Annotated in this window: 18 protein-coding genes and 1 tRNA gene; 10 read left to right on the top strand and 9 right to left on the bottom strand. The window is 71.3% G+C overall.

Annotated features, from left to right (window positions below; all coding sequences use genetic code 11):
* Positions 1-56: 56 nt before the first annotated feature.
* Complete coding sequence (locus JYJ93_RS31650) at positions 57-479, top strand: hypothetical protein (protein WP_206798279.1); 423 nt, start codon at positions 57-59, stop codon at positions 477-479.
* Positions 480-562: 83 nt separating this feature from the next.
* Here JYJ93_RS31650 and JYJ93_RS31645 read toward each other — a convergent pair whose 3' ends face one another.
* From JYJ93_RS31645 to JYJ93_RS31630, 4 genes are all read right to left on the bottom strand, one after another.
* Positions 563-3,343: an Hsp70 family protein gene (locus tag JYJ93_RS31645; protein ID WP_206798278.1), complete on the bottom strand. Its 2,781-nt coding sequence runs from the start codon at positions 3,341-3,343 to the stop codon at positions 563-565.
* Between the two features lie 25 nt (positions 3,344-3,368).
* On the bottom strand, positions 3,369-5,231 hold the full coding sequence (locus JYJ93_RS31640; protein WP_206798277.1) for an Hsp70 family protein: 1,863 nt from the start codon (positions 5,229-5,231) through the stop codon (positions 3,369-3,371).
* Between the two features lie 88 nt (positions 5,232-5,319).
* The gene (locus tag JYJ93_RS31635) at positions 5,320-5,934 is read right to left on the bottom strand and encodes a DUF2760 domain-containing protein (RefSeq protein ID WP_206798276.1); all 615 of its coding nucleotides are present in this window, start codon (positions 5,932-5,934) and stop codon (positions 5,320-5,322) included.
* 96 nt (positions 5,935-6,030) lie between these two features.
* A tRNA-Ala gene (locus JYJ93_RS31630) sits at positions 6,031-6,106 on the bottom strand.
* Positions 6,107-6,308: 202 nt separating this feature from the next.
* On the opposite strand from JYJ93_RS31630, the gene JYJ93_RS31625 reads away from it, so the two are divergent.
* From JYJ93_RS31625 to JYJ93_RS31605, 5 genes are all read left to right on the top strand, one after another.
* Complete coding sequence (locus tag JYJ93_RS31625) at positions 6,309-8,660, top strand: tetratricopeptide repeat protein (RefSeq protein WP_206798275.1); 2,352 nt, start codon at positions 6,309-6,311, stop codon at positions 8,658-8,660.
* Between the two features lie 213 nt (positions 8,661-8,873).
* Positions 8,874-9,758 carry a heme o synthase gene (cyoE, locus tag JYJ93_RS31620; RefSeq protein ID WP_206798274.1) on the top strand — a complete coding sequence of 295 codons (885 nt, stop codon included), beginning with the start codon at positions 8,874-8,876 and terminating at the stop codon, positions 9,756-9,758.
* A gap of 39 nt (positions 9,759-9,797) precedes the next feature.
* On the top strand, positions 9,798-10,787 hold the full coding sequence (locus tag JYJ93_RS31615) for an ABC transporter ATP-binding protein (RefSeq protein ID WP_206798273.1): 990 nt from the start codon (positions 9,798-9,800) through the stop codon (positions 10,785-10,787).
* The gene (locus JYJ93_RS31610) at positions 10,784-11,659 is read left to right on the top strand and encodes an ABC transporter permease (RefSeq protein WP_206798272.1); all 876 of its coding nucleotides are present in this window, start codon (positions 10,784-10,786) and stop codon (positions 11,657-11,659) included. The genes JYJ93_RS31615 and JYJ93_RS31610 overlap by 4 nt, the downstream gene beginning before the upstream one ends.
* 69 nt (positions 11,660-11,728) lie before the next feature.
* Positions 11,729-12,562, top strand: coding sequence for a carboxypeptidase regulatory-like domain-containing protein (locus JYJ93_RS31605; protein WP_206798271.1), 834 nt, complete (start codon positions 11,729-11,731; stop codon positions 12,560-12,562).
* A gap of 33 nt (positions 12,563-12,595) precedes the next feature.
* Here the strand turns inward: JYJ93_RS31605 and JYJ93_RS31600 are convergent, their stop codons facing one another.
* From JYJ93_RS31600 to JYJ93_RS31585, 4 genes are read right to left on the bottom strand one after another with little or no spacing between them, the layout of a single operon-like run.
* Complete coding sequence (locus JYJ93_RS31600) at positions 12,596-14,017, bottom strand: ATP-binding protein (protein WP_206798270.1); 1,422 nt, start codon at positions 14,015-14,017, stop codon at positions 12,596-12,598.
* Entirely contained in the window at positions 14,017-14,697 is a 681-nt protein-coding gene (locus JYJ93_RS31595) for a response regulator transcription factor (protein ID WP_206798269.1), read from the bottom strand. The genes JYJ93_RS31600 and JYJ93_RS31595 overlap by 1 nt, the downstream gene beginning before the upstream one ends.
* A gap of 14 nt (positions 14,698-14,711) precedes the next feature.
* The gene (locus JYJ93_RS31590; RefSeq protein ID WP_206800726.1) at positions 14,712-14,927 is read right to left on the bottom strand and encodes a hypothetical protein; all 216 of its coding nucleotides are present in this window, start codon (positions 14,925-14,927) and stop codon (positions 14,712-14,714) included.
* Between the two features lie 30 nt (positions 14,928-14,957).
* Positions 14,958-15,497, bottom strand: a complete 540-nt coding sequence (locus JYJ93_RS31585) for a periplasmic heavy metal sensor (RefSeq protein WP_206798268.1) — start codon at positions 15,495-15,497, stop codon at positions 14,958-14,960.
* Between the two features lie 356 nt (positions 15,498-15,853).
* Between JYJ93_RS31585 and JYJ93_RS31580 the strand changes: the two genes are divergently transcribed.
* The 3 genes from JYJ93_RS31580 to JYJ93_RS31570 all read left to right on the top strand — a co-directional run bounded on the left by JYJ93_RS31580 (position 15,854) and on the right by JYJ93_RS31570 (position 17,517).
* Positions 15,854-16,054, top strand: a complete 201-nt coding sequence (locus JYJ93_RS31580) for a cold-shock protein (RefSeq protein WP_014395088.1) — start codon at positions 15,854-15,856, stop codon at positions 16,052-16,054.
* A 197-nt stretch (positions 16,055-16,251) separates the two neighbouring features.
* A complete protein-coding gene (locus JYJ93_RS31575) occupies positions 16,252-16,617 on the top strand; it encodes a cupin domain-containing protein (RefSeq protein ID WP_120549128.1) in 366 nt (121 codons plus the stop codon).
* A 177-nt stretch (positions 16,618-16,794) separates the two neighbouring features.
* Positions 16,795-17,517 carry a metallophosphoesterase gene (locus tag JYJ93_RS31570; protein WP_206798267.1) on the top strand — a complete coding sequence of 241 codons (723 nt, stop codon included), beginning with the start codon at positions 16,795-16,797 and terminating at the stop codon, positions 17,515-17,517.
* Here the strand turns inward: JYJ93_RS31570 and JYJ93_RS31565 are convergent.
* The gene (locus tag JYJ93_RS31565) at positions 17,498-17,935 is read right to left on the bottom strand and encodes a DoxX family protein (protein WP_206798266.1); all 438 of its coding nucleotides are present in this window, start codon (positions 17,933-17,935) and stop codon (positions 17,498-17,500) included. The genes JYJ93_RS31570 and JYJ93_RS31565 overlap by 20 nt on opposite strands.
* Positions 17,936-18,050: 115 nt before the next feature.
* Here JYJ93_RS31565 and JYJ93_RS31560 point away from each other — a divergent pair, with 115 nt between their 5' ends.
* Positions 18,051-18,416: a helix-turn-helix domain-containing protein gene (locus JYJ93_RS31560; protein ID WP_242543996.1), complete on the top strand. Its 366-nt coding sequence runs from the start codon at positions 18,051-18,053 to the stop codon at positions 18,414-18,416.
* The last annotated feature ends 79 nt before the right edge of the window (positions 18,417-18,495 follow it).

Genomic DNA, 18,495 nt, shown 5'->3' with positions numbered 1-18,495 from the left:
CGGTGCGAAAGCCAGCGCGAGCAAGTTGGAGCCCGTGCGTGGGAGGGACAGAAGAGATGCTCTACAAAGTGACCCCGATGATGGTCCCCGCCGTGCCCGAGAAGAAAGAGGCACGCGAGCCGGGCCAGCCGCGCAAGCGGCGCAAGTCCTCCGTCTACGACGCCGACGGCCACGAGGTGTTGATCTCGCTGATGTGCTTGAAGTGCAAGACGCTCAAGCCGCTGGCGCAGTTCGGGCTGCGGAAGATGGCGGACGGCGCCATCCGCAACCAGCCGTGGTGCCGGGGTTGCCGCTCGGGCGCGGGCACGAAGAAGCCGAAGAAGGACGAGTCCCAGGCCGCCACCGTCGAGGTGCCCGCCGTCGCCGCCACGGAGCCCGTGCTCCAGGTCGTCGCCGCCGTGCCGCTCGACGCCGCGCCCGTGGCTCCGACGCTCGTCGACGCCCCGGCGGCCGACGCGACGGCCACCCCGCTGGTCTGATGCACCACCCGGGATGATCCGCCCTGCTGGGGCGCGCACGTTCGCGCCCCGCATGTGACGGATCTGCCCGAAAGCTCCGTTCGTCAGGACAGCCGCAGGCCCGCCGGCAGCGTGTCGCCGAGCGCCCGGGCCTCGTCCGCGGCCTCCAGGGCCACGACTTCACGCACCATCCGCACCCAGGTGTCCGCGGCCTTCGCGGCCACCAGCGCCTGGGCCGTGCGCTCGCGCAGGGCCGGATCCAGATCGCGCGTGCGGTCGCCGGTGAGGCGCGCCAACTGGGCGGCGGCGAAGGGCGCGCCGTCCACCTTGCGCAGATCCAGGGACAAGAGCAGCTCCAGCCACGCCTCCGCCGTCTCCACGTCCACGACCTTGTGGCTGCTGCCGTACAGCGGCACGCGCGCGCCCAGCCGTCCCAGGGCCCACGCCCACGGGCCGCCGGAGCGGGACTCGGCCTTCAGCCGCGCGGCGATCCACCGGCCCACCTCCGCCTTGTCGCCCGGCGCCAGGTGCTCCAGCGAGGCGGCGGTGCGGATCATCTCGTCCAACCCCTCCGGTTGGATGCCCTTCAGCTTGCCGCCCTGCGTGGGCGCGTCCGGCGGCACGCGCCGGGCCAGGTGCGGCTGGAGGTAGCCGTACAGCTTCTGCTGCTGTCCTTCCGTGAGGCCGCCGGCGATGCGGCGCCACATCACCCAGAACTCCGTCCACACCGCCTTGTCCTGGTGGTGCTGCACCAGCGCGTCGAACAGGCTGAAGGTCTGCTCCGCGCGCCAGCCGTCCAGCGGGTAGCCGAAGCCGGGGCGCAGGCAGAAGCCGGTGAGGCTGTAGAAGACGCGCTCGTGGTCATCCGAGCGGCGGCGCTTGCTCGCGCCCGCGTAGAGGGTGCTCCACAGCTCGCGCAGCACGGGCACGCGCCACGTCTCGCGCGAGCCCAGCACCTTCTCCAGCGTGCGCGACAGCTGCTTCACGTCCTTGGGGCCCAGGGGCAGCGGCTTGTTTCCGTAGACGCGCTCCACGTTGTCCTTCGCCTCGGCGAAGCGCGCGGGCATGGACTCGGTGACGGTCAGCTCGTGCGAGCCGCCGGTGCCGCGCAGCTCGAACTCCAGGCGCCAGCGCTCGTCCGCGACGTCCGACACGCAGAACAGCTCCAGCGTGCCAATCTCCGTGAGCGCGGCCTGCAGGTGCACCGGCACCTCGCTGACCTTTCCGGACGCGCCCTTGAGCAGCGTGTGGATGGGCGGCAGCGGCTTCAGGTCCTCCGCCAGCGGCACCAGGTCTCCCGGCTTGTCGATGCGGTCGCTCGTCGTGGAGTAGAGCGCGAACTGCACCGGCCGGCCCAGGGTGAGCGTGAAGGGGCGCTCGCCCAGGTCCACCTTCTGGCCCTCCTCGAAGCCGCGGGGAATCAGGCACAGCGTGGGCTGCTCCGCGCTGTCCGGGCCGCGCTGCAACCCCACGTAGTACGCGCGCGCCGCGCCACCGCCGATGCGCAGGCCGTGCCCGCGCCGCACCAGCCCGTAGTACGCGGCGCCGCGCGCCACCGCGAGCTCCAGCGACTCGTGCTTGAGCAGCGGGATGCGCGGCGCCTGCGGCCACCACGCGGACAGCGCGTCGATGAGCCGCGCCGAAATCTGGGGCGAATTGAAGACGCCGCCGTTGAGCAGGATGGCGTCCGGACGGGGCAGGGCGCCTTCGTGCGACGGCGTCTCGCCCAGCGCCGCGAACCCCGCCGCCGCGTGCTGCGCGAGGAAGGCCGCCAGGTGCCGCGTGACGGCCGGGTCCTGCACGTACGGCAGGCCCAGTTCCTGGAGCGCCATGCGCGCCGAACGCCGGGGCCGGTCCCCGGGAGGGGACATGGGGAAGAAGCCATCCAGCACCAGCGCGTGCGCCTCGTCGCGGCCCAGCTCCGTGGACAGCGTGCCGCCCAACAGCCGGCTGCCCTCGCCGATGAGCGACACGCCGTACTTCTCCGGAGGCGCGCGTCCCAGCAGCTCTTCCTTGGCGGTGCGCGCGGCCTGGATGGCCTGCGTCCACTGCGTCGCGGACAGGCGCCGGCCGTTCTGGGTGAGCTTCTCCTCCATGCGCCGGGCGAGCGCCGCGTCCATGTTGTCGCCGCCCAGCATCAGGTGGTCGCCCACGGCCAGGCGCCGCAGCATGGGGCCTTCCGGCGACACGCCGGCGTGCACCAGCGTGAAGTCCGTGGTGCCGCCGCCCACGTCCACCACCAGCACCAGCCGCACCTGGGACAGCGTCTGCTCCAGGTCCGAGCGGTGGCGCGCGGTGTAGTCGTAGAAGGCCGCCTGCGGCTCCTCCAGCAGCGTGAACTTCTCCAGCCCCGCCTTGCGCGCCGCGCTCACCGTGAGGGCGCGCGCCGCCTCGTCGAACGAGGCGGGGACGGTGATGACCACCTCCTGCTTGGAGAGCGGCTCGTCCGGGTGCGCGAAGTCCCACGCCCGGGCCATGTGCGTGAGCAGCAGGGCGGACGCGTCCACCGGGGACAGCTTCCGCACGTCCGCGGGCGCGCCCCACGGGAGGATGGGCGCGGAGCGGTCCACGCCCGGGTGGCACAGCCAGCTCTTGGCGGAGGCCACCAGCCGGCCCGGCACGCGCACGCCCTGCCAGCGGGCCAGTTCGCCCACCACGTAGGGGCCGCCGTCATCGCCCCAGGGCAGGCGCAGCACCTCCGGAGCCAGCTCGTGGCCGGCGGGGACGTAGACGGTGGACGGCAGCAGGGCGCGGGGGGCCACCTCGCCCTGGCGGACGAGCTGGGGCAGGGGGAAGTCCTCGACGGGTGCCCCCGAGCCCTTGCCTGGATCCACGGATGCCACCGCGCAATGGGTGGTGCCCAGGTCGATGCCGACGATTCGCATACGCCTCCGGTGTGCGGGGCCCCTTCTACTCCTTCATGCGCACGTTGAGCTCCAGCTTCCAGCGCCCGGAGCCGTTCTTCTCCAGGCACCGCAGCTCCAGCGTGCCCACCTCCGTCACCGCCGCCTGGAGGTTCACCGGCGTCAGGTCGCCAAAGGGCGTGGGCTGTCCGGGCAGCGTCGTCTCGATGGGCGCCACCTCCTCCAGCCCCCCGGACGCCAGCTCCGACTCCACGTCCTCCACCATCTCGCCCACGCGGTCATCGCGCCGCACGGACGACGCGAAGAAGCGGAAGCTGGTGGGTTCGCCGGTGACGAGCCCGAACTCCTGGGGCGGCACGTCCGCCTGCGTCCCTTCCTCCATCCCGAAGGGCGCCACGCACAGCGCCTTCACCGGCGGCTCCATGCCCGGCACCGCCGGCATCGCCGTCTCCACGCCCACGTAGTAGGCGCGCGCCGTGCCGCCGCGGATGCGCAGGCCGTGGCCCTGACGCACCCAGCCGTAGTACGCCGCGCCGCGGGCCACCGCGAGGTCCAGGTCCGCGCCCTCCAGCTCCTTCGCCGGGGGCGCCCCTTCCGCGGCGAGCCACTGGTTGAGGACCTCCATCACGCGGCCCTTCAGCGGCCCGGCCTTGAAGACGCCGCCGTTGAAGAGCACCGCGGTGGGGTGCAGGAAGCCCTTGCCCGCCACGTCCACCGGCGAGTCCGTGCTGGCCGCCAGCGCCTGCGCCTGCCGGGTGAGGAAGGCCGCCAGGTGCTTCGTGACGGCCGGATCCTGCGCGTACGGCAGCGCCATCTGCGCCAGGCCCGTGCGCCGGGCGGTGCGAGGCAGGTCCGCCACCTGCGTCACCGGGAAGAAGCCATCCGTGAGGACGCGGTCCAGCTCCTCGCGCGTCAACTCCGTGCGCAGCGTGCCGCCGATGAGCGACGAGCCCCGGCCCGGAATCGCGATGGGCACCCGGTCCACGGACGGATCCGCGTACAGCGTCTCCTTCGCCTGCCGGCACCCATAGGTGAGGCCGTTGAACTGCCACGCGTCCAGCTTGCGCCCGTCCGCGGCCATCCGCTGGTTGAGCGTGTGCGCCAGGGCGAGGTCCATGTTGTCGCCGCCCAGCAGGATGTGGTCGCCCACCGCCACGCGGAGCAGCTCCAGGTCGCCCTCGCGGTCCTTCACGGTGATGACGGAGAAGTCGGACGTGCCGCCGCCCACGTCCACCACGAGGATGACTTCCCCCGGATGCACCTGCTTGCGGAAGTTCTCCCCCATCGCCTCCAGCCACGCGTACAGCGCGGCCTGCGGCTCCTCCAGCAGGGTGATGTGCTCGATGCCCGCCGCCTTCGCGGCCTCCAGCGTCAGGTCGCGCGCCGCCGCGTCGAAGGACGCCGGGACGGTGACGATGACCTCCTGCTTCGACAGCGCGTTGCCGGACTCCTCCTGCGCGCGGGCGAAGGTGTGGTCCCACGCCTCCTTCAGGTGGCGCAGGTAGCGCGCGGATGCATCCAGCGGCGACACGCGCTGCACCTCCGGCGGCGCCTGCCAGGGGAGCAGCGCCGAGCGCCGGTCAACGCCCGGGTGTGACAGCCAGCTCTTCGCGGAGGACACCAGCCGCGTGGGCACCTTCGCCCCGTGCGAGCGGGCGAAGTCACCCACGATGACGCCCGGCTCGCTGTTCCACGGCAGCCCGAGGCTGCCCTCCGGGAACTCCTGCGCGCTGGGGAGGTAGAGGAAGGAGGGGAGCAGCGGGCGCGCTTCCACGGTGCCGGGCGCCGTCACCTGGGGCACGGGCAGCATGGACTGCGAGGGGCCGCGCGGCTTGCCGTCCTCGAGGTTGAAGTAGGACACCGCGGAGTGCGTGGTGCCCAGGTCGATGCCGATTGCGTATCGGGCCATATCGGTCGGAAACCCCGGGAAGGGGCCTTGTGGTTCCTCGAAGGGAAGGGGACTTCGAAAGATGCGCCGCCTGCTGCCCGGGCGGGCGTCAGGCGAGCTCGACTTCCGCCGGCGCCAGCACGCGCGGCTCCATGGCGGGGCTGACGGTGGGGAACTTCACCTCCGTGGTCACCCAGCCGTGGTGCCGGAGCGTGCCACCATAAGGAGGTTCGCCGGCCACGTTGCCGGTGAGCCGGATGCGCTGCGCGTCGAAGCCCGGCGGCACCGTCACCTTGTCGCCTTCGCCCTGCGGCAGCACCGGCTGGAGTGTCAGGTACTGGTGCACCACCTTGCGGCAGCCCTCATGGACGATACGGGCCGCCGCGCCCACGTCCGCGTCCGGGAAGGCCGCGACGTTCTCCTGCACGAAGTCCAGGAAGCGGCCCTCGCGCTGGAGCATGGCCAGGAGCGAGAGGGCGCTGGCGTGTTCGCGCTCCGGGGGGAGGGGCGCGGGGGCGACGGGCGCCTGCACGGCGGGCGTCTTCACCGGCGGTGGGGCCTGCGTTTCCCCGGACGGAAGCTCCTTGAGCTGGCCGGCGTCATAGGCGCGGCTGGTCGGCAGCACGGCCTGCGCGAATTCGCGGGACACGAGGCAGCGCCAGAAGCACAGCCAGGCGAGCCAGAAGCGGGCGAAGAACGACAGGGAGGCGGACGGGTCGGTCATCGGCCCCGGATAACAAAGCCGGAAGCCTTTGCAATTCGCCAATGGCCTGAAATGCAAAGGGCCTCACGGTTTCCCGTGAGGCCCTTCGGTTCTTCATGGTGGAGGTGGACGGGATCGAACCGACGACCTTCGCATTGCGAACGCGACGCTCTCCCAACTGAGCTACACCCCCATATGGGGACTGCTTGCTGCCTGCTGCGCCTCGCGGGGGTTGGGTCCCGCGAAGTGAGTGGGCTAGTACCGGAGCCTCACCTTGCTGTCAAGCAGCTCGTTTCCAGCACCAACCCTGCGATTGACGTGCCGCACTGTGGATGCCATAAAAACCGCCTTCCGGTAGCGCATCCTTCCCGGCCCATCCGGACACCTTCTGGTTCATGTCCACCTCCCCATCGAAGACGTTGAGCCCCACCGAGCTCGCGAAGCTTGAGCATTCGTTCGCTTCCGACCCCTCCTCGGATGCGTACAAGCCCCTGGCGGAGGCGTACCTCGACCTGGGTCGCTTCATGGAAGCGATGGTCGTCTGCAAGAAGGGCGTCAAGGCGCACCCGACCGCGGCCGATCCCCGCCTCCTGCTGGCCCGCGTCTACGCGGCGCAGAACAAGGACAAGAAGGCGCTCGAAGAGGTGATGGGCGCCCTGCAGGTGCAGCCGGAGGACAAGGCCGCCCTGCGCATGGCGGGCGTGCTGCAGATCAAGGGCGGCGAGCAGGACGTCGGCCGCGCCAGCCTGCTCAAGGCCTACCAGGCGGACCCCGGCGACCCGGAGACCGTCACGCTCCTCCAGCAGTACAAGGTGGAGATCCCCCGCCCCGCGGCGCCCACGCCGGTGCTCGCCCCCGTGGCCGCGCCGCCCCCGGCCGCCGCGGAGGCGCCCGCCGCGGCGACCGTCCCCGTGACCGCCCCGCCCGCCGCGGAAGCGCCCGCCGCCCCGTCCGTGGGCCGCATCAACGCCCCTTCCCAGCAGGCGGCCCGCACGGCGCGCCCCGCGTCGGACTCCGCTCAGCGCCCCGCCCAGCGCCGCCCGCAGGTGGTGGTGGAAGAGGTCGAGGACGACGACGACGAGCCCGCGTCGCGCCGCAAGGGTCCGGCCAAGAGCAACGGCAACAAGATGCTGTCGCTGGTCCTGCTCATCCTCATCCCGCTGTTCGCGGGTGGATACGGCTGGTACTCGGCGCAGGCCAAGAAGCGAGGCCGCGAGCTCAAGAAGAACCTGGACGTCGCCACCGAGCAGCTCAAGCACGACTCGTTCGCCAGCTACAAGAAGGCGTGCGAGGCGGCGGACCTGGCGCTGGAGGTGGACCCCGACTCCACCGCGGCCCACGGCTACCTCGCGTACGCGTACGCCATCCGCTGGGGTGAGCACGGCGGCGGCGACGACGCCCGCCGGCAGGCCGAGGAGCACCTGGCCGCGGCCCAGAAGGGCAAGGAGCTGTCCAGCCACCTCATCGCCGCGCAGGCGCTGATCAAGACGTACAGCGGTGACGGCAAGGGCGCGCTGGGCTCGCTGGAGACGCAGGTCAAGGAGCTCAACGACCAGAACAAGGCGTCCTCGCTCCTGTACCTCACGCTGGGCCTCATCCAGATGAACGCGGGCGACCTGGAGCGCGCGCGTGACAGCCTGGAGCGCGCGCAGGCGCTGGCGCCGGATGATCCGCGCGTCTACGCGGGCCTGGGCGCGGTGTACCGCCGGCTGGGCCAGGACAACACCGCCTGGAAGAACTACGACTTCGCCCTGCGCTACGAGAAGGACCACCCGGAGTCGCTGCTGGGCCGCTCGCTCTTGATGCTGGAGCAGGACGAGCCGAACTACGCGGTGGCCAGCCGGGACATCAAGAAGCTGCTGGAGGCGGAGCCCCCGCCGAGCCCCCGTCAGCTCGCCACCGCGCAGCTCGCGCGCTCGCTGCTCATCGCCCGCGTGGCGCTGGCCATGCCGTCGCTCAAGCCGGACCAGCAGCAGAAGATGACGGAGGCCACGGGCGTGCCCGCGGATCCGGCCAAGGCGAAGCAGGAGGTCACGAAGGCGGAGGAGACCGGCTTCGCGCTCGACAAGCAGAACCCGGAGCTCAACCTCATCAAGGGTCGCCGCCTGCTGGCGGAGGGCAACTTCGACGCGGCCGCGGAGGAGATCCGCAAGGCCGTCCGCGCGGACGGCAGCCGCGCGCAGTTCCACGTCGAGCTGGCCAAGGCCCTCATGGGCAAGCCGGGCGGTGAGAAGGAGGCCTCCGAGGCGCTCGTCACCGCGCTCAAGACGATGGGCGACAGCCCCAAGCTGGTGGTGATGCTGGGCAACGCCTACCGCCGCCAGAACAAGCTGGAGGACGCGCTCGCGCAGTACCAGCGCGCGGTGAAGGACCCCAAGGCGAAGAACCCGGAGGCCCGGCTCGCCATGGGCGCCATCTACCGGGAGCGCTCGGAGTGGGACAAGGCGAAGGAGCAGCTGGAGAAGGCCAGCCAGGAGTTCTTCGGCCAGCCGGACCGCGTCGCCAACGCGCTCACGGAGCTGGGCCGCGTCTACCAGGGCAAGGGCGACGCGGCGAAGGCGGACGAGACCTACCAGCGCGCGCTGCAGGCCGACGAGAACTACTCGCCGGTGTACTACTTCTACGCGCAGCTGCTCTCCAGGGACGCCAAGCAGTCGGGCAAGGTCAAGACGCTGGCCTCCGAGTACGTGCGGCGCGAGCCCAAGGGCGAGTACCTCGCCGACGCGCAGCGGCTCGCGGGGAACTGACCGCCGCCTTCCGCTGTCCCCCACGCCGCGAGGCCCCCTTGGAGGGCTTCGCGGCGTTTCGTTTTTGACGGGGGGCGACAAGGCAGGCTGATGTGGCGGGGAGCCCCAGCCTTGCCACCCCTCCCGGGTGACGGTATGGGAGGGTCTACCCCACACCCCCTTGACCGGTAGCCAGAAGCAACCGCGGTCCAGGGGCCACCTGCTGGAGTCCGCGTGAGCGCGCGTGCCCTGTCCCAGTCGTCCACCGCGTCCGACCTGATCTCCCTCACGAAGCCGAGGCTGTCGTCGCTGGTGCTCATCACCGCGGCGGGCGGCATGTTCATGGCTCCGGGGCACTTCTCGCCGGTGCGGACGCTGGTGACGCTGCTGGCGACGGCCGGGACGGTGGGCGCGGCGAACGCGTTCAACTGCTACTGGGAGCGCCACAGCGACCAGTTCATGGCGCGCACGCGCAACCGGCCGCTGCCCGCCGGGCGCATGGACCCCAACACGGCGCTGTGGTTCGGCCTGTCCCTGGCGGCGGTGTCGCTGCCCGCCCTGGTGATGGGGGCCAACCTGCTCACCGGCGTGCTGGGGCTCATCGCGCTGCTCAGCTACGTGCTGGCCTACACGCCGCTCAAGGCCCGCACGTCCGCGGCCATGCTGGTGGGCGCCATCCCCGGCGCGCTGCCGCCCTTGATGGGGTGGACGGCGGTGACGAACCAGGTGGACGCGGGCGGCTTCGCGCTGTTCGCCATCATGTTCCTCTGGCAGATGCCGCACTTCATCGCCATCGCGCTGTTCCGCAAGGACGAGTACGCCGCCGCGGGCCTCAAGTCCGTGCCGCTGGAGCGCGGGGACGAGTCCAGCCGCGCGCAGGTGGTGCTCTACCTGGTGGCGCTGGTGCCCATGACGCTGTTGCCGTTCCAACTGCACATCGCCGGCACGTGGTACCTGGCCGCGGCGGTGGTGCTGGGGCTGGTCTTCCTGGGCCTGGGGGCGTGGGGCTTCTTCAAGCACCTGGGAAAGCCCTGGGCGCGCCAGACGTTCCTGTATTCGCTCGTGTATCTCACCGGCCTGTTCGCCGTGATGGCGCTGGACCGCATCCCCCGCGGCTAGCACCCCCTCGCGGCGTCCGGGTGCGAGGCCGCCCTTCGCATGCCTGACACCTCCGTTCCGACCCCGCCCCCGCCGCTCCTGCGCATCGAGGGGCTCACGCGCCGCTTCGGCGGGCGCACCGCCGTGGACGGGCTGTCGCTGTCCGTGCAGCCGGGCGAAATCCTGGGGCTGCTGGGGCCCAACGGCGCCGGCAAGTCCACCACCTTCCAACTGCTCGCGGGCCTGCTCGCGCCGGACGCGGGGCAGGTGCACTTCGCGGGCAAGGTGCTGTCCCTGAGCGACCCGGCGCTGCGGCGCCAGATGGGCATCATCTTCCAGAAGAGCAGCCTGGATGACCTGCTCACCGCCCGGGAGAACCTGCTGCTGGGCGCGCGGCTGTACGGCCTCACGGGCGCGGACGCGAAGGCGCGCGTGGAGACGATGCTGGCGCTCATCGGCCTGCAGGACCGGGGCGATGAGAAGGTGGGCACCTGGTCGGGCGGCATGCGCCGGCGGCTGGAGCTGGCGCGGGCGCTGGTGCACCAGCCGCGCGTGGTGCTGATGGACGAGCCCACGCAGGGCCTGGACGAGGCGGCCTTCCGCACCTTCTGGACGCACCTCAAGCGTTTACGTGACGCGGAGGGCGTCACCGTGCTCTGCACCACCCACCGCGCGGATGAGGCGGAAGGGTGCGACCGGCTGGCGGTGCTGGACGCCGGGAAGCTGGTGGCGTGCGACACGCCCCGGGCGCTCGCTTCCCGCATGGGCGGCGACATCCTCACGCTGGAGGGCCCGGAGCCGGAGGCGCTGGCCGCGCAGGTGACGGAGCGGCTGGGGCTCGGGGCGACGGTGGTGGAGGGGCGGGTGCAGGTGGAGGCTTCGCAGGGACACGCGCTGGTGCCGCGGCTGGTGGAGGCCTTCCCTCCGGGACGGTTCGCCTCCGTGTCGCTGCGCCGGCCCACGCTGGCGGACGTGTTCCTCCAGCTCACCGGGAAGGCCCTGGGGGCGGATGCTCCCTCGCCCACGCCCGCGCCGAGGAAACGCCGATGAGCGCCGACATCCCCGTGCCTGTTCCGTCCTCCTCCTCGGCGGAGGCCGCGCCCGCCGCTGGGGTCCACCGCCGGGAGCCGGGGACGCTGGCGTTGCAGTGGGCCACCGTCTGGGTGCTGCTGTCGCGCGACGTGGTGCGCTTCTTCCGGCAGCCCAGCCGGGTGGTGGGCGCGCTGGCGCAGCCCATCCTGTTCTGGTTCGTCATCGGCTCCGGCTTCGCGGGTTCGTTCCGCGTGGAGGGCGCGCAGGGGCTGGGCTACCAGCAGTTCTTCTTCCCGGGCGTCGTCACCATGGTGGTGCTCTTCAGCGCCATCTTCGCCACCATCACCGTCATCGAGGACCGCAAGGAGGGCTTCCTCCAGGCGGTGCTGGCGGGGCCGGGCTCGCGGCTGGCGGTGGTGCTGGGCAAGGCGCTGGGGTCGTCCAGCATCGCGCTGATGCAGGCGTCGCTGTTCCTGCTCTTCGCGCCGCTGGCGGGCGTGGACGTGAAGTCGGTGGACTACGCGCTCCTCGCGGCGGTGATGGTGCTGTCCGCGCTGGCGCTCACCGGGATGGGGATGGCGCTCGCCTGGTGGGTGAAGTCGAGCGCGGGCTACCACGCGGTGATGAGCCTGGTGATGCTGCCCATGTGGGTGCTCTCCGGGGCCATGTTCCCGGTCAAGGGCGCCGGGCCGGTGCTGTCGTGGGTGATGACGCTCAACCCGATGCGCTTCTCCGTGGAGGGCGTGCGCCGCGCGCTGTACGGGGCGCAGGCGTCGCTGGCGGTGGGCTCTCAGGGTGGGGCGACGGTGGGGTGGGAGGTGCCCGCGCTGCTGGCGTTCGCGGCGGTGTTCGTGGGGCTGGCCGCGTTCAGCGTGAGCCGCCGCGAGTAGCCCGCTCGCTGTGTGTTGTTGGATTTACCTGGTGCCTTTCACGAAGAATCCTCCAGAGGAGACCGCCTCATGAAGCTGCGCCTGTTTGGCTTGTCGATGGTCGGTGTCGCGGGGCTGCTGGCCCTGCCCGCGTGCAAGAAGGAGGAGGCGCCCGCGCCCCCCGCCGCTGCTCCTGCGGCCCCCACGCAGCAGGCCGTGCCTCCGGCCCCCACGGCGGGAGCGGGGACGGGCGAGGCGGCGGCTCCGGCGGCGCCCGCGGGCAACGGCGTGGTGAAGGGCACGGTGTCGTTCACCGGCACGCCGCCGGTGATGGCGGACCTGGCGCCCAGCGCGGACCCCGCGTGTGACGGCCGGCCGGAGAAGGAGGAGGCCGTGCTGGTGAAGGACGGCAAGCTCCAGAACGTGCTGGTGCGCGTGAAGGGGCCGGTCGCGGGTGCGCCCGCGGCGCCGTCCACGCCGGTGGTGGTGGACCAGTCCAAGTGCACCTACGTGCCGCGCGTGCAGGGCGCAGTGACGGGTCAGCAGGTGATGTTCAAGAACAGCGACGGCACGCTGCACAACGTGCGCGGCGTGGTGGGCACGAAGCCCCTGTTCAACGTGGCGCAGCCGCCCTCGGGGGCGCCGGTGCAGAAGCCGATGCCCACGGACGCGGAGGTGCTGCGCCTCAAGTGCGACGTGCACCCGTGGATGACGGCCTACGTGGTGAGCAACCCCAACCCGTACTTCACCACCACGGGCGCGGACGGCACCTTCACGCTGACGGGCCTGCCCGCGGGCACGTACACGCTGGAGGCGTGGCACGAGACGCTGGGCACGAAGACGGCGGAAGTCACCGTGAAGGACGGCGCGCCCGCGGAGGCGACGTTCTCCTTCGCCGCGACGGACGCGCAGGCGAAGCAGTAGTTCCCAGGGGGAGGGGCTGCTCGCGCGGCCCCTTCACCCGTGTGCGTTCGAGACCGGCCCTGGAGGCCCTGCCTTGCGCACCGTGAAGCCCACGCGCGCGCCTCCGGCGGGCCGGTTCTCCGCGAAGGTCTCACCGCCGTGGGCCTTGGCGATGCGCTGCACCAGCGCGAGCCCCAACCCCAGCGAGCCGGCCTCGCGCGCCTCGCCGCCCCGGTCCTTCCGGTAGAACGGCTGGAAGATGCGCTGCTCCTCGCCGGGCAGCAGGCCCGGGCCCCGGTCCTCCACGCTGAAGGCCAGGTGCTCCTTCCCGTGCTCCTGGATGCGCAGCGCCTCCACGCCCACGCCGTGCTTGCGCGCGTTGTCCAGCAGGTTCACCAGCGCCCGGCCCAGCAGCGTCGCGTCCGCCATCAGCGCCACGTCGTCCGTCTCCGGCTGGAGCAGCGTCGCGGACAGCCCCACGCGCTCCAGCGCCTGCGCCGCGAGCACGCCCGCCTCCAGCGCCTTGGGCGTGAGCTGCCCGAAGTCCAGGCGGGAGCTGGCCAGCAGCTCGCCCACCAGCGCGTCCAGCTCCACCACCTCGCGGTCCACCTGGTCCAACGTGCGCGGGTTGCCCCCGCCGTCACGCAAGAGCTCCGTCAGCACTCGCAGCCGCGCCAGCGGCGTGCGCAGCTCGTGCGACACCGCCGCCAGCAGCTCGCGTTGATCCGCCAGCTGCTTCTCGATGCGCGCCGCCATGTCGTTGAAGGACTCGGCGAGCACCGCGAACTCGCCGGTGGCGTGGTGGTCCAGGCTCGCCCGCGCGCCCAGCCGGCCCTCGCCCAGCTCCTGCGTGGCCTTCACCAGCGTGTCCACCGGCCGGGCCAGCCTGAACGAGATGCCGCCCGCCGCCGTCCACAGCACCAGCACCGCGATGCCCAGCGGCAGCACCGCGCGCCAGGGGCCCCGCGAGCGGGTTTGCAGATAGCAGGCCTGCAGCGACCCCAGCTGCGTGTCCTGCCGCATCACCGGGACGACGGCGTCCGGCTTCGAGCAGGGCGAACCCGCCCGGGCCACCACCGCGCCGGACAGGTCCGTCAGCGTGACGTCCACGTCCAGGTCGTCGGAGATGCTCCGCATCAGGGCGTCGCGCTCGGCGGGCGCGTCCCACACCGCCGCGAACTGGTGGCCCACGAACGAGCGGATGCGCTCCGTCTCCTGCCGCCAGCTGTTGCCGCCCGTCAGGTTCATCACCCACGACACCACCAACACCGTCACCAGGATGGTGAGCCCGAACATGACGAACAGCCGCCGCCGCAGCCGCGCCTGCACGTAGGAGCCCAGCCGTCCCAGGTGGAACATGCGCCGGCGGTGGGCATGGGCCTGGGCGTGGCGGCCGAACCTCCGGCGCAGCTCCGGCCCGCAGGCCTCCTCGTCGGCGGAAGGCGGCCAGGGGTGGCGGTGGTGGCGCCAGCCCATCAGGCGCCCTCCTTGGCGAAGACGTAGCCCACGCCGCGCACCGTCTTGATGAGGCGCGTGCCCACGTCCCCCAGCTTCTGGCGCAGGTGGGAGATGTGCACGTCCACCGTGCGCTCGCTCACCACCGTGTCGTTGCGCCCCGCCTCGCCCAGCAGCGCGTCGCGGGGAATCACCCGGCCCGCCCTGCGCACCAGCGCGAGCAGCAGGTCGAACTCCAGGCCCGTCAGCTCCACCGCGCGCCCCTCCACCTTCACCTCGCGCCCGGACACGTCGATGGAGACCCCGCTCGATTCAAGCCGGTCCGCCACCGCCGCCGGCTGTGCCCGCCGCAGCACCGCGCGCAGGCGGGCGAGCAGCTCGCGCGGGCCAAAGGGCTTGGGCAGGTAGTCGTCCGCGCCCAGCTCCAGCCCCACCACGCGGTCCGTCTCGTCTCCCTTGGCGGTGAGCATCAGCACCGGGATGCGGCTCCTGGCCCGGATGCGCTTGCACACCTCCAGGCCGTCCATGCCCGGCATCATCACGTCCAGGAGCACGGCGTCGTAGGCGTTGGCCTCCAGCGCCGCCAGCCCGCGGCCCCCGTCGGGCGCGTGGCTGACGGTGATGCCGTTCTGCCCGAGGTACTCCGCGAGCAACTCGAACATCCGGGTGTCGTCATCGATGAGCAGGACGCGGGTGGGCATGGGCGGGGGGAATCCTAACGCGCTCCCGGTGCGTCGGCGTGGCCGGCGGTGTCCTGCGGCCTGGGCGCGTGCCAGTCCCAGTACGGAGGCATCCCGTTGCGGTAGGCGGGGCCGCCCCAGTCTCCCCGGTGGCAGTGGGAGCGGTGGTGGCGGGCGAGGCTCGCGAAGCCGGAGGCATAGCCTCCGATGGCACCCGCGGCGAGGAGGACGACGAGCAGACGGTGGCGCATGGGCAATCTCCAGGAAGAGGGCAGGGGGACTCAGACGAAGGACGCGGGGCCGTCATCGTTGTGGGGGCGGCCACCCCAGCGGCCGTACCCGCCGCAGCGCCGGCCGTGCCAGCCGTGGCCCTCGCCCCGCCAGCCGTGGCCCCAGCCGTGCTCGATGATGTCCGCGAGCTCGCGGCGCTGGTTGGGCTCCAGCGCCTCGTGCACCTGGGACAGGGCGTCCTGCACGGCGTTGCGCAGCGTCTCCAGCGCCACGTCGTGGCGGCTGAACAGCTCGCGCAGCATGGCGCCGTCGAAGTGTTCCCCGCGCAGCGAGCCCGCGAGCGACGTGCGGCTGGGGCCCCACTGGTCCTTCACCTTGGCGAAGGCCTCGCGCACGTTCTCCACTGCCTTGACGATGACCTTCTCCTGGCCGGGAGACGTCTCCAGCCGCTCGAAGAGCCAGCGCAGCCGGGGGCGCATGCCCAGGCGGCCTCCGCGGCCGTAGGCGTAGGCGTGGTGGCCGTAGCGCCCCCGGCGCAGGGTGGCGAAGAGACCGGCGAGGCAGGCGGTACCGAAGAGGAATCCGAACATGGTCTTGGCTCCAGGAAGCAGGCGAGCGCCGAACCGGCGGGCCCGTGTCGTTGCTGACGGAGCTCAAGGTAGAAAACGGGTGTGAAGCCCACGCCCGGCGGCGGTGAAGAAATGTGAAGGCCCGCGGAGGGGTGTCCGGAATGCCCGGCGGGGCATGGGATGTTCTTCCGCCGGGCCTCGACTACAGCCGCTGTGTCGGATGTAGGACGACTCCCGGCGGGATTCCACCCTCTGGAGTGGTGTTCGCGCCGGAAGTAGGTAGAGTGCCCGGCGTGCCGGGGCGGTGTTCGTTCCAGCACCGGTGGAAGGCGCGAGCCTCTCACCTGTACAGAGCAGAGAAAGAGAAGAGACTCACAATGGCAACTGGTACCGTGAAGTGGTTCAACGACGCGAAGGGTTTCGGCTTCATCGCGCAGGACAATGGCGAAGACGTTTTCTGCCACCACACTGCGATCAACATGGATGGCTTCCGCACCCTGGCTGAAGGCCAGAAGGTGGAGTTCGAAGTCACCAAGGGCCCCAAGGGCCTGCAGGCGCAGAACGTTCGCGCGGCGTAAGCGAGCCGAACCTTCGACTCACCCCCTGAGGTGAGTCCTCGAAGCCCAGTCTCCCCAACGGAGGCTGGGCTTTCGTCTTTCTGGACGCAGGGCAGGCGGGCGGCCATCGCGACGCGTTCCGCCACGGTCCAGGGTCTTCCCTACCTTCTCCCAGGAGGAGCGCGGCGCCGGACGCCGCCCCCCAAGGAGAGGCGAACATGGGCGACACCAGCGTGAAGAAGGTCGAGAGCCGCCATTCCCCCAAGGGGGAGATGGGCCAGAAGTACCTCGCATCCGGCGTCCGTGTGGCCATGCGGCTGTGGGAGGACGAGCCGCCCGCCGAGGCCAAGCCCGCCAGCACGCGCGACTACGAGACCGTGGGCTTCGTACTCAAGGGCCGCGCGGAGCTGCACCTGGAGGGGCAGATCATCCTCTTGAACCCGGGAGACTCCTGGCTCGTGCCGCGCGGGGCCAGCCACACGTACAAGGTCCTGGAGACCTTCTCCGCCGTGGAGGCCACCAGCCCTGTCTCCTCCGCGCACGGCCGCGACGAGCACGAGGCCCCGAAGGGCGCCAAGGCCTGACGTGAGGTGATGCGACGGCGCGGGGCTTTCCATCAGGAAGGCCCCGCTCCTGTCAGCCCCATGGCGAGGACGCGTCGGGGGCGCATGCGAATTCTTTCGGTTGAAGAGAAGCCCCTTCATGAGTGGTGGTACCTGAACGCGTCGCCCCGTGGAGGCACCCGTGCGGAGCGGCTCCCCTTGCTGCGTGGCCAGGTGGATGCCCTTCCCGGGGACCTGGAGGCGGTCATCGCGCTCTCGGACCTCCAGGGGATGGCGCCGCATGCCTTGAAGGACGGTGCGGCGGCGCTCCTGGGCGAAGTCGTGGCCGACGAGCTGGCGATGATGTGCAAGGCGGGCGGCCTCCCTCCCGCGAACCGCACCGGCATCATCCTGGCCGGAGACCTCTTCTCCAACGACACCGCGGATGAACGGGGCGCCACTGGAGACGTGCGGAGCGTCTGGACCGCCTTCGCCAGGTACTTCCGTTGGGTCGTCGGCGTGGCGGGAAATCACGACACCTTCGGCGGTGCCCAGGAGCGCGAGCGCTTCTTCCGCCAACCCGGGAAGGAATTGCTGGATGGCGGAGTCGTCGCACCGGACGGACTCCCGGTGGGCGGGGTGAGCTACATCATCGGGCGCCCGGGCAAGCTCAACCGTCGCGAGCAGTCCGCGCAGCTGGAACGGATTGAGGAAGTGCTGCTCCAGGAGCCCCAGGTGCTGGTCCTCCACGAGGGCCCGGACGCCCCGGGAACCGGACTGCGCGGCAACGCCATCATCCGCGAGGCGGTGGAGCCCTGGAGCAGGCTGCTCGTCATCTGCGGCCACTGTCATTGGGACGTGCCGCTCATCACGCTCGCGAGCGGGACCCAGGTCCTCAACGTGGATGCGCGCGTGGTGCTGCTCAGGCGTGCCGGGGCCTGATGGGCGCGCGATTCCAGCGCCCCCAGCAGACGAAGAGCGACAGCGCGACCAGGAAGAAGTTGAAGGGCGTGTTCGCCGCCTCGCCGCGAGAGAAGTGGAAGCCGATGGCGCTGACCTGGAGCAGCGCGCAGCCCAGGGCCGCGAGGACCGTCAGGCCCGGTTTCACCCGCGTGAGCGAGGGCAGCACGACGCCCAGCCCGCCCGCCAGGTCCACCAGGACAATGAAATACAGGAACGCGGGAGGCACCTGGCCCGCCCACGGAATCATCGCGGCGAGCTCCGGCAGGGGCGTGAGCGCCTTCCAGATGCCCGAGCCGACGAAGGTGAGGCCCAGCAGCGCCTGGGCGACCCACAGGCCCACATGAAGAGCCCTGGACGGCTTCGCTGAATCGCCAACAGGAGGGGAGAGCGTATCCATTCGTGGCTCCGGGGTTACTTCCGAGTGCCTGGTTACGGATGATGACCACCTCTCTCTGGCATACCGTGCACGGGCCGGACAAGGAGGCACATTGAAGTCACCAGGGTACGGAAAGATGACCGGGCGCTACGACGACGACTGCGTCGCGACGCGCGAAATCCTGAGCCTCGTCGGAGACAAGTGGAGCGTGATGGTCATCGTCAACCTGGGTGAAGGCCCCGTGCGCTTCAGCGGGCTCAAGCGCGCCATCGAAGGCATCTCCCAGCGCATGCTGACCCTCACGCTGCGCAACCTGGAGCGGGACGGACTGCTGATACGCACCGTGCACCCCACGACGCCGCCGAGCGTGGACTACGCGCTCACGAAGCTGGGGCGCACGCTGCTCGAACCGGTGTCCGTGCTCGCGATGTGGGCGCGGCAGCACCGGCCGGAGATCGAGCGCGCCCGCGAGGCCTTCGCTCGCTCCGCCCGGGCGAAGTGACGAACCTCACGTGAAAGTGATAGATGTCTGGGATGGACGAAGTCTCCGCGGCGCTCTGTCCCAGACATCCCGAAACACT

Origin of the sequence: Corallococcus sp. NCSPR001 (assembly GCF_017309135.1) — a bacterium.
In the GTDB taxonomy this organism is placed as follows: Bacteria; Myxococcota; Myxococcia; order Myxococcales; family Myxococcaceae; genus Corallococcus.
The sequence above is the reverse complement of the archived record's forward strand: the minus strand, read 5'-3'. Positions and strand labels throughout refer to the sequence as shown.